The organism is Paenibacillus terrigena DSM 21567 (assembly GCF_000374845.1).
GTDB lineage: Bacteria > Bacillota > Bacilli > Paenibacillales > Paenibacillaceae > Paenibacillus_K > Paenibacillus_K terrigena.
Genome location: NZ_KB895443.1, coordinates 1 through 6552, shown reverse-complemented (window position 1 = coordinate 6552; position 6552 = coordinate 1). Strand labels below are relative to the sequence as shown.

The 6552-nt window shown below is 36.6% G+C and carries 9 protein-coding genes, 1 pseudogene and 1 riboswitch; of the genes and pseudogenes, 9 read left to right on the top strand and 1 reads right to left on the bottom strand.

The annotated features are described in order from the left end of the window. Both C558_RS33530 and C558_RS0129900 read left to right on the top strand, forming a co-directional pair. Positions 1–243 (top strand): IS3 family transposase (locus C558_RS33530; RefSeq protein WP_018759951.1); only part of this gene is annotated, 243 nt, incomplete at its 5' end. 163 nt (positions 244–406) lie between these two features. Next, positions 407–726: pseudogene (locus tag C558_RS0129900) on the top strand (GrpB family protein). 161 nt (positions 727–887) lie between these two features. Here the strand turns inward: C558_RS0129900 and C558_RS0129895 are convergent. Then, a complete protein-coding gene (locus C558_RS0129895) occupies positions 888–1205 on the bottom strand; it encodes an NIPSNAP family protein (RefSeq protein ID WP_018759965.1) in 318 nt (105 codons plus the stop codon). Positions 1206–1461: 256 nt separating this feature from the next. On the opposite strand from C558_RS0129895, the gene C558_RS0129890 reads away from it, so the two are divergent. From C558_RS0129890 to C558_RS0129860, 7 genes are all read left to right on the top strand, one after another. Then, entirely contained in the window at positions 1462–1965 is a 504-nt protein-coding gene (locus C558_RS0129890) for a GNAT family N-acetyltransferase (protein WP_018759964.1), read from the top strand. Between the two features lie 137 nt (positions 1966–2102). Continuing rightward, entirely contained in the window at positions 2103–2627 is a 525-nt protein-coding gene (locus C558_RS0129885; RefSeq protein ID WP_018759963.1) for a GNAT family N-acetyltransferase, read from the top strand. Positions 2628–2796: 169 nt separating this feature from the next. Next, on the top strand, positions 2797–3453 hold the full coding sequence (locus tag C558_RS0129880; RefSeq protein WP_018759962.1) for a hypothetical protein: 657 nt from the start codon (positions 2797–2799) through the stop codon (positions 3451–3453). Between the two features lie 303 nt (positions 3454–3756). Next, positions 3757–4590, top strand: a complete 834-nt coding sequence (gene thyA / locus C558_RS0129875; RefSeq protein ID WP_018759961.1) for a thymidylate synthase — start codon at positions 3757–3759, stop codon at positions 4588–4590. A gap of 153 nt (positions 4591–4743) precedes the next feature. Then, positions 4744–4823, top strand: a riboswitch (ZMP/ZTP riboswitch). 57 nt (positions 4824–4880) lie between these two features. Beyond that, entirely contained in the window at positions 4881–5462 is a 582-nt protein-coding gene (locus C558_RS0129870; protein WP_018759960.1) for a DJ-1/PfpI family protein, read from the top strand. Next, entirely contained in the window at positions 5459–5962 is a 504-nt protein-coding gene (locus C558_RS0129865; RefSeq protein ID WP_018759959.1) for a GNAT family N-acetyltransferase, read from the top strand. Before C558_RS0129870 ends, C558_RS0129865 begins: the two co-directional genes overlap by 4 nt. Before the next feature lie 179 nt (positions 5963–6141). Beyond that, positions 6142–6549 carry a hypothetical protein gene (locus C558_RS0129860; protein ID WP_018757704.1) on the top strand — a complete coding sequence of 136 codons (408 nt, stop codon included), beginning with the start codon at positions 6142–6144 and terminating at the stop codon, positions 6547–6549. Positions 6550–6552 lie beyond the last annotated feature (3 nt).

Genomic DNA, 6552 nt, shown 5'->3' with positions numbered 1-6552 from the left:
CGATTAGAGGAGTATGGGATGATAGCAAGCCATTCTAGACGTGGAAACTGTCATGATAACGCATGTATAGAGTCTTTCTTTTCACATCTGAAGACAGAAAAGATCTATCTTACTCGCCCCAAAACAGCTGACTCGCTTTACACAGCGATTGAAGAATACATAGAGTTTTACAACCACAACAGATTTCAGAAAAAACTAAATAACCGTCCCCCGGTTGAGTACCGGGAAACGGCCGTTGCATAATCTGACTTTTTTTCACTGTTTACTTGACGGGGGTAAGACCATCTAGGCTGGCTTTTATTATAATCAAAACTAACTCTTTGGCGAATTCATAGAAATTGAAAATTATTGTTAGGGATTTCCAAAAAGTGAAGGTTTTTTAGTCCCTTGGACTGTAGATTGTGAAATAGAATTCCTCTCAGAAAAAGAGAAAATACATCAGGCTTTATTTAATAAAATATTATCCATTCATCATATTGGGAGTACACCCGTAAGAATCAAATACACATGTATGAGAGCGAAAATAGATATTTACTTGAACAATTGTCATTTAGAGATTATTTTTTACACAATAAGGAAATGGCGAGAATGCAATATGAAGAACTTAAACGGGAATTGGTGAAACAGAATAGCAGGAATAAGCACAAATATGCTGACGATAAGACTGAATTCGTGAAAATCATTTTAAAGAAAATAAGCGATGAGAACAACAATCATCAGAAGTAAGCACGCCATTAAGCTATTGGGACACGATAGGTAATAATCGCCTCATGTGTGGCAGTAGCAATAACGGCTGAGACGACTCCATAAATCAAAAACGGAGCCCGCCGGCTAGGCTGTAAGCTCCGTTCCTGTATTATCCCGTTGAGGGGCAAGTGCCAAACGCACTATCGTATAAAAAAATCGGCCCGATTCATAAATATTTCCTCAAGCTTCTCCACAATGGGCCCGTTTTCCTCGGATTTGCGTTTCACCTCGAGCCATTCCGGGTCTTGTCGAAATGCACCCCACAGCCGTTGCCGTTCCTCCATATCCTTATATTCCATCACGTAATACAACTTCGGAAGCCCCGTCTGATCGATCCAGAAATCGTACACCTTTATTTCCAACCGCTCGAAAATACTAAGTGTATGCTGGCTGAAACGTTGCAGAATCGCTTCCATTCTCCCCTCATGCATGGTATAAATGCGCAACTCGTAAAGCATGCCCAGTCCCTCGCTTTCTGTAAATCGTAGAGTTTTTTCGTTGATCGTTGCCTACTCTCAGTTATTTTACCAGTAATCTTCGACCCTGGGTAAAACTTCCTCCTTCTCTGATTCCAGATTTAAAAAAATTGCCGAAAGGAAGGAGTTTTTAATTAGCTCAGATCTTCGCTCAACTAACTGGCAGTTTAGTTCAATCAACAACTGTGAAAATATGGTATATTTTTGAATAGACTGTATCATAGATGGAGGGATTTAAATGATAGTGATTAGAGTTTTAACCCCGGAAGATGCGGAGTCGTTCCGGGATTTAAGATTGAACGCCCTAAAAAATAATCCAGAAGCATTCTCAGCAAATTATGAGGATTTCTCTAATACGACTCTGGAATCGGTTAGAGAACGTATTCAAATTACAAACGAAAGTTTTATTTTAGGTGCATTTAACAACGATGTTCTAATCGGCATGATTGGGTTTGTTAGAGAGCGAAGTAACAAATTGAATCATAAAGGCAACATTTGGGGTTCTTATGTTTCACAGGAGTATAGAGGACAAGGGATAGGTTGTAAATTGCTGAATGAAACGATATATCGAGCAAAAAAGATAAATGGATTGTCTCAAATAAACCTTGGCGTTATCACATTTAATGATGCGGCAAAAAGATTGTATGAAACACTTGGCTTTAAGTCTTATGGTATCGAGATTAACTCAATGCAATGCAACGGAAAATACTTTGATGAAGAATTGATGACCTACCATTTCTAAGCTAACGGGACACTATAGCTTCATTAAAAACGCGGCTGCCGGCACGATCGGCAGCCGCGTTTCACTAATGGGCAGGATAGCTCCAATATGTGGTATTATGCAAATGAGACGAAATCTACTTATTGGAGGCCAAAGAATTGCCAAATTCGAATTTTATATTTCCAGATATTGAGACAGATAGGTTAAAACTCACTAATTTGACTTTAGACGACACGGAAGTCGTCTTTAAGCATTTTTCAGATGAGAACGTTACAAGATTCATGGATATAAGTCCTTGTAAAGATAGAAGCGAGGCTGAAGAAATCATAAGATTTCACATCGAAGATACGGGTTGTCGTTGGGGGATTTATAGCAAGAGTGATGCTGAGTTTATAGGAACTTGCGGTTTCCATTGTTGGTCTCAGGGTGAACAATCTAGTGCAGAAATCGGATTTGATTTAGCAAGAGAATATTGGGGAAAAGGAATTATGCAAGAAGCATTGATGCCCGTAATAGATTTTGGCTTCCAACGGATGAGCTTGGACACTATTGAAGCTACTGTAGAGCAAGAAAACAACAGATCAATAAATTTACTTCAAAAACTTAATTTTGTAAGAGAACAAGAATTAAGAGATCAATTGATATATTATTTCTTGTTGCGAGAACGTTGGGGATTAAGCTAACGGGACACTATAGCTTATAAATAACTAAAACGCGGCTGCCGGAATAGATCGGTAGCCGCGTTTTGCGCTAACGGGCAGGATAGTTCAAAAGATTCACGAATACCCTACATATTAAGAAGACGTTATCCTAAAACTTCTGAAACAAAATCAAATATGGAGGAATCAAAGAATGGATGTACAGAAGTATCCCGACAATTGTAGAAATAAAGAAAATGCTTTTAAGGTAATAAGTCTAATCTTAATAATCGCTTCAGTTGGGCTTGTAAGTTCACAAATTATTGGAATGACGACCGGAGTTGCTCAAAGTAACAAAACCTATTTTGGTTTATGGGACCATATTTATAGTTCGTTAAATCTAATTTCCATGTTCGCATTGTTAATTGGTCTAGTAGGTATATTTTTGTATCAATATGATCGGCTAGGGAAACGAGGTGTAATAAGCATTGGTCTTGCTTTTTTTGGAACGGTATTAGTCGCTGGTGATGTATGGTTTGAAGCATTTGCTGTACCATTTGTAGCAAAAGTAGCGCCTCAAGTAGCAAGTGCGAATCCAGGTTCAAGTATAATAGTAGGGGCGTTATTGACATTCTTATCTTTTAGTCTCGGATGGATTATGGTAGGTGTTAGTTCATATAAAGCAGGAGTGATTCCTAAGTATATTTGTATTTTAATAATAATTGGTGGGATATTTGGATTTAAAGCTTTAACTATTCCGTATTTAGGTGTTATGGGCATAGCAATTGGTATTTTGGGCGTATGGATGTATAACGAATCAACTAAATATCAATCAGGTGGTCATATCGAGGAAGTCAGCAGCATCGGATAACAACGTATCTACGCTGCGGGGGACTAGCCCCTTTATCTGCCCAAGGTGGTTCGAAGAAGTGGATCAGGCAGATAACCCTGCTGACTGTCGGAACCGGCGTGTAATGTCGATTGAACTAACGGAGAACGATAGTTCAATACCAAAAGGTTTGCCGAGTGGCAGCCCTTTATTCCATTAAGTTTAGCATGGTGTCAATCTGCTAATTACGTTGAATTCGGACATTTAGGTTTTAAATGAAAAAAGGAAATTTATTATCTCCCTTGAATCTTATAAAGCAATGCTTATGATTTGGAGGTACAGTAGATGGGTAAGGCTGATGGGATATATAATCAATTAGTAAATGAAATTCTTGAACTTGGAGATTGGGACAAAGACCATGACGTTAGAACAACTTGGTCGGATGGTACTCCAGCCTACACAAAAAGTTTGATTTCAAAGCAGTTAAAATTTGATAATTGTGAGGTCCCTATACTTACAACAAAAAGAGTGCCATGGAAATCAGCAATACACGAACTATTGTGGTTTTATGTAAAAAGAACAAGTGATTGCACCTATCTGGATGAAAACAACGTAAAAATATGGAGAGAGTGGACAAATACTAATAATAATATAGGTAAAGCATATGGCTATCAGTTGGGTAAGCCAATAATGATCAAAGGTAAGATCACTAACCAAGTTCATAATCTAATTGATCAACTAATGAATAATCCTGCTTCAAGAAGGCATGTAATATCGCTTTGGAATATTGATGATCTTGACCAAATGGAGCTATATCCTTGTGTTTGGAATAATCAATGGCTTATAAAACAAGGAGTTCTTCATTTAGTTGTCAACGCAAGGTCGAATGACATTGGTTTAGGAAACCCATTTAATGTATTCCAATATTACGTTTTACAGCGAATGATATCTCAAGTTACTGGATATAAATTAGGAACACTTACGCTAAATATTAATGATGCTCATATTTATGAGAGACATATTGACCCATTGAAACAACAGATTCAACGAGATGCATATCCTGCACCTGAACTTTGGATAAATCCAGAAATAAAAAAATTCGATGATTTTACTATTGATGATTTTGAGTTAATAAATTATAAATATCATCCATCAATAAAAATGGAGATTGCCATCTAATTCTTCAAAGAGGTTTAACTAACGGGACACGAGAGTTAAGGAGCATGCTTATAGCATCTCCTTTTTGCTTAGTTGAAGTAACGGGCAGATTAACACAATGAAGCAAAAACGTGATTGATTTATATGATTTTTCTGAATACAATATAGTAAATATCTGGAATGTGTAACTGGCGTAAACGTGGATAACCACGAGGGAGCACATATTCATATCGCCGTACGCCTGGGCAAAGTATTTGATCTTAGATCAGATACTTTTTTTATTTCACATGATGAAAGGTCAGGTGCTCATAATGAAGATGGCTTACATTCTGTTTGACGAGATGACTACGTTAGATTTTGTTGGTTTTTATGAAGCTGTAACATGGATGGGGATTCTAAAAGCAAAAGAAAATGTATCATGGGATTTTTGTTCGAATAAAGAGCAAATCACGGATGATCGAGGTTTGACTATAAAAATTAACCATGTCTCCTCTGATCTATCAATCTATAATTTGATATTTATCCCTGGAGGGTTATCAACAAGACAACTTAGATACGATACCGATTTTATTTCATGGATTCAGACTGCACGAGATGTTGAATACAAGGTGTCTGTGTGCACAGGGGCTTTGATTTTGGGTGCAGCTGGTTTTTTAAATGAGAAGAAAGCGACAACAAATCCATCTGCTTATGAACTATTAGCACCTTATTGCTCCGAAGTTGTTAAGGAGCGTTTCGTAAGGGATGGAAATATTTTTACAGGCGGAGGAGTATCGGCTTCAATTGATTTGGGTCTATATTTCATAGAATCGCTAACCAACGAAAATGTTGTTCGACAAGTTCAAGAAAAGATGGATTATCCATATTATTCTACAAGGAGGGAACTATATTGATTATTCGAGCATTGGAGAAAAACTACCAAGTTCATGTTGAAGAAATCATGACTGAGCACCCTCTTCAATTCCCAAACTTTATCATAGAGAAATACCCCCCGCGGTGGAAAACATTTTTGACAGTACAGGATTATGAACTTTGTGGATACTATGTGACTTTAGCAAATACTGGTGAAGTAATCGGTCATGCAGGATATATTTTTAATGATGAAATTGGGTTATACGAAATAGTAGGTGTTGCTGTATCAAAAAACTATCAACGTCAAGGTATTGGGAATGCCTTGATTAAGCAAATTTTCAACAAAATAAGTGAGTTTGGCAATAAGCAAGTTATCCTTTATACATTAGGGCATGTTGGAAATGAAGCCACGCTGTTGTTTTACAGGAACATTGGCTTTGAAATGATTAAATACGAGAAAGATTTTTTTAAAACCGATTATCATAGAGTCACTTTTGTCAAAGAATTTTTAAAAAAAGATATTGTTAACGGAAAACTTTAGTTTGATAAATAACTAAAACGCGGTTGCATGCATAAATCGGCAGCCGTGTTACGCTAACGGGCAGGATAGTTCAAAAGTTTCGCGAATACCCTACATATGGAATTGTTTACGAAGTTCGTGAATAAGACGTTATAGGAAATCGGCATATTATTTTATAAAAAATATAGTGAGGTTCATCAATGAAGAAAAGAGTGATAGTGAAACTATTAACATCTTTAATTTCAAGTATTATTATGGCCATTGGCTGCGCTCTTATCTTTTTTGGATATGAGGATTTTTGGTCCATTAGTCTATTTTGTTCAGTAATTTTTGTGATTATCTATTCAGTGATCGGAGTTCCAGTATCAATCTTAATTGATATGTATTTCTCAAGGATAAAAATGATAAGTAAGTTCAAGAGAACACTATTATTGGCCTTCTTATATGTTTTCAGTGGAGTAGTATCAACAATTATTTTCTATGCAATATCTAGAAGAGAACGCTATAGTAGACTTTTTGAAAAAGAGATGATCATGTTTTATGAAATTGGAATTGTAGGGTCATTGTTATTTTTAATTGTTGAAAGAGTAATTAGAAGAATACGTTAGTAT